The 3,826-nt window shown below is 71.2% G+C and carries 5 protein-coding genes; all 5 read right to left on the reverse strand.

The features are described from left to right. The coding region (locus tag HUU96_RS12855; protein WP_174293163.1) for a phosphate ABC transporter ATP-binding protein at positions 1–617 on the reverse strand (617 nt) is incomplete at its 3' end. Beyond that, on the reverse strand, positions 614–1,468 hold the full coding sequence (gene pstA / locus HUU96_RS12860; RefSeq protein ID WP_174293164.1) for a phosphate ABC transporter permease PstA: 855 nt from the start codon (positions 1,466–1,468) through the stop codon (positions 614–616). The genes HUU96_RS12855 and pstA, both read right to left, overlap by 4 nt. After that, the gene (pstC, locus tag HUU96_RS12865) at positions 1,465–2,403 is read right to left on the reverse strand and encodes a phosphate ABC transporter permease subunit PstC (protein WP_174293165.1); all 939 of its coding nucleotides are present in this window, start codon (positions 2,401–2,403) and stop codon (positions 1,465–1,467) included. Before pstC ends, pstA begins: the two co-directional genes overlap by 4 nt. 13 nt (positions 2,404–2,416) lie before the next feature. Continuing rightward, a complete protein-coding gene (gene pstS, locus HUU96_RS12870) occupies positions 2,417–3,445 on the reverse strand; it encodes a phosphate ABC transporter substrate-binding protein PstS (protein ID WP_174293166.1) in 1,029 nt (342 codons plus the stop codon). A gap of 130 nt (positions 3,446–3,575) precedes the next feature. Next, positions 3,576–3,826, reverse strand: a 251-nt coding sequence (locus HUU96_RS12875) for an acetyl-CoA carboxylase biotin carboxyl carrier protein subunit (RefSeq protein WP_174293167.1), incomplete at its 5' end; no start/stop codon positions are given.

Here is a 3,826-nt window from a genome sequence, read left to right on the forward strand (position 1 = left end):
AGCCCCTGCGGATCGATCGCGCCCGCGCGGGCGACGCACAGCCGCTGCTGCTGGCCGCCCGACAGGCTGCGGCCGGCGGCGGACAGCCGGTCCTTGACCTCGTCCCACAGCGCGACCCGGCGCAGCGCGCGCTCGACCAGCCCGTCCATCTCCGATCGCGGCACCTTGCGATAGAGGCGGATGCCGAAGGCAATATTGTCGTAGATCGACATCGGGAACGGCGTCGGCTGCTGGAACACCATGCCGACCCGCGCGCGCAGATAGGCGAGGTCGACCGACGCGCGGGTCACGTCGGCGACGCCGTCGCGCGCCTTCAGGCGGGCGATGCTGGCGCGATCGGCGAGCACGTCCTCGCCGTCGAGCAGGACGCGGCCGACCGCGTGCTGACGCGGGTACAGCTCGTAGATGCGGTTGAGGACCCGCAGCAGCGTCGATTTGCCACACCCCGACGGCCCGATCAGCGCGGTGATCGCGTTGCGCTCGACGGCGAGGTCGACGCCGAACAGCGCCTGGGTGCGCCCGTAGAAGAAGTCGAGGCCGCGCGCCTCCAGCACGACGCGCTCGGCCGGCGGCGGGACGATCGCGCGATCGTGGATGACGATGCCGGGCTCGATCATGGCCGGCGCGCGCCTCTGGTGACGAGGCGGCCGGCGACGCTGATCGCCAGCACCGCCGCCGCGATCAGCAGCGCGCCGGTCCACGCCAGCTGCCGCCAGTCGTCATAGCCGCTCAGCGCGAACTGGAAGATCACCGTCGGCAGGCTGGCGATCGGCTGGCTCGGAGAGAAGGACAGGAACTGGTTGCCGAGGCTGGTGAACAGCAGCGGCGCGGTTTCGCCCGAGATGCGTGCGAAGGCGAGCAACGCCGCCGTGACCAGTCCCGCCAGCGCCGAGCGCCAGACGATCCGCCGCGTGACCAGCGCCCGCGTCGCCCCAAGCGCCATCCCCGCCTCGCGCAGCGCGGCAGGTTGCAGCGCCAGCATGTCCTCCGTGGTGCGCGTCACCACCGGCAGAGCGATGATCGCCAGCGCCACCGCGCCGGCCAGCGCCGAGAACCGGCCGACGACATGCGCCACCAGCGCCTCGTACACGAACAGCCCGATCAGGATCGACGGGGCCGACAGCAGCACATCGTTGAGCAGGCGCACGCCATGGCCGAGCGGCGTGCGGCCGCCATATTCGGCCAGCCACGTCCCCGCCAGGATGCCGACGACCAGCGCCAGCGCCATGCCGAGCCCGCACAGCATCAGGCTGCCGAGGATCGCGTTGCGCAGCCCGCCCGGCTCGCCGGGACCGGGAGTGTCGCGCACGAACAAGGCTGGCGTCAGCCCGCCCAGCCCCCGCGCCACCAGCGACCAAAGGATCGCGGCGAGCACGATCAGCGCCACCAGCGCCGCCGCGCCGCACGCGGCCACGAACACGGCGTTGATGATCCGCCGCCGGGTCGCACGCGCGCTGCGGGCGGTCATCGCCGTCCTCGCGCCAGCAACACTCGCGCCGTCGCCAGCACCGCGAAACTGAGCAGGAACAACACCAAGCCGAGCGCGATCAACGCCGAGGCGTGCAGGTCGCTGGTCGCCTCGGCAAACTCGTTGGCGATCGTCGAGGCGATGGTGGAGCCGCTGTCGAACGGCGAGCGCGGCAGGCTGTGCGAGTTGCCGATGATGAAGGTCACCGCCATCGTCTCCCCCAGCGCGCGGCCGAGGCCGAGCATGACGACGCCGACCATTCCCGACCCTACCGACGGGATCGCGATCCGGCGCATCACCTCGAACGAGGTGCACCCCAGGCCATAACCCGCCTCGCGCACTTCGGGCGGGACGGTCAGCAACAGCTCGCGGAACACCGCCGCCATATAGGGCAGAATCATGATCGCCAGCACCATCGATGCGGTCGAGAGATTGGCCCCGTTGGGCGCACCGCGGGTCAGCATCTCCTGCCAAGAACCGGGGGCGGCGCTCATCATCAGCGGCAGCTGGACGTGGCGGGCGAACCACGGCGCGAGGACGAACAGGCCCCACATGCCATAGACGATCGAGGGGATGCCGGCGAGCAGCTCGACCGCGAGGCCGACCGGCCGTGCCAGTCGCGTCGGGCAGAACTCGGTCAGGAATACCGCGATGCCGATCGCCAGCGGCAGGGCGAGCGCCAGCGCCAGCAGCGAGGTGGCGAGCGTGCCCACGATCGCGCCGCCAGCGCCATAGGCGTCGGCCACCGGGTCCCAGGCGGTACTGGTCAGGAACCGGAAGCCGAACGCGTGCAGCGCCGGCCAGCCGCCGACCGCCAGGCTGACCACCACCCCGCCCAGGATCGCCAGCAGGAGCGTCGCTGCACCCGCGCAAAGCGTGCGGAACACGGCCTCGCCGGTTGCGCCGTCGTGGCGCAGGGGTGCCGCCGCGATCATGCTCCCGCGCGGCTCAGAGCGGCACGTAGACCGGCTTGCCGCCGGCGGTGACATCGGCCCATTGCCGGCGGATCAGCGCCTTCACCGGGGCGGGCAGCGGCACATAGCCAAGCTTCGCCGCCACCGCGTCGCCCGACCGGAACGCCCAGTCCGCAAACCCCAGCACCGCCGCGGCGGTCTGCGGATACTCCTGCCGTCGGTGGATCAGCAGGAAGGTCGCGCCGGTGATCGGCCATGCTCCCTCGTCCGGCTGGTCGAGCAGCAGCACGTCGTTGCCCGGCGCAGCGGCCCAGGACGCACCCGCCGCCGCTGCCCCGAAGCTGGCGGCGGCCGGGATCGGGCAATGGCCGGCGCGGTTGCAGACCAGCGCGTGGGTGGCGTTGTTCTGCCGCGCATAGGCATATTCGACATAGCCGATCGCGCCGGTCGTCTGCTTGACGAAGGCGGCGATCCCGTCGTTGCCCTTGCCGCCCAGCCCGGTCGGCCACGCGACCGCCTCGCCCGCACCGACCCTGGCGGCCCACTCGCGGCTGGTCATGGCGAGGAACGAGGTGAGGAGGAACGAGGTGCCCGATCCATCGGAGCGATGCACCACCGTGATCGGCACGCGCGGCAGCCGCAGCTGCGGGTTGGCGCGCTGAACCTCCGGGTCGTTCCAGCGCGTCACCTTGCCAAGGAAGATGTCGGCCAGGATACGACCGTCGAGCTTCAGCCGGCCGGCGCGCAGCCCCGGCAGGTTGATGATCGGCACGACGCCGCCGATCACGGTCGGGAACTGGTACAGCCCCGACGCGGCGAGCTCGGCGGCCTTGAGCGGCCGATCGGTGGCACCGAAGTCGACGGTGCCGGCCCTGATCTGCTTGATGCCGCCGCCCGAGCCGATCGCCTGATAGCTGAGCGGCTGCCCCGTTCGCGCCCGATAGGCCGACGCCCAGGCGGTGTAGAGCGGCGCGGGGAAACTCGCGCCAGCACCGGTGATGGCCGGGACGGCCGCGGCAGCGGCGGCGGTGCTGCCGAGCACAAGAGCGATCGTCCTGATCATGGGTGACCTTCGTTGACGACGCGCGGCCGATCCTGTTTGGTGAGGGAGAAAAGTTACGCTTTTGAGACGGTTGCGCAGCTTGACCGTGCCTTTGTCGGAAACATGGGTTGGGCGGGGTGATCGCGGTCGATCATGCCTTTGTCGTGTCGCTCTTGTCCACCCGCACGAGGGGCGCGCCTTCGCTCACCTGTCCGCCTTCGACCACCTTCAGCTCGGCGACGATGCCGTCGAATGGGGCGAGCAGCGCCTGTTCCATCTTCATCGCCTCCAGCACGACCAAGCGCTCGCCCTTGGCGACCGTCTGGCCGGCCGCCACGGCCACCGCGATTACCCGGCCCGGCATCGGCGCGAGCACGGTACCGTCGGCCGCCTCGGCCAACG

The sequence above is a fragment of the Sphingomonas bacterium genome, from assembly GCF_903644135.1.
Lineage (GTDB): Bacteria > Pseudomonadota > Alphaproteobacteria > Sphingomonadales > Sphingomonadaceae > Sphingomonas.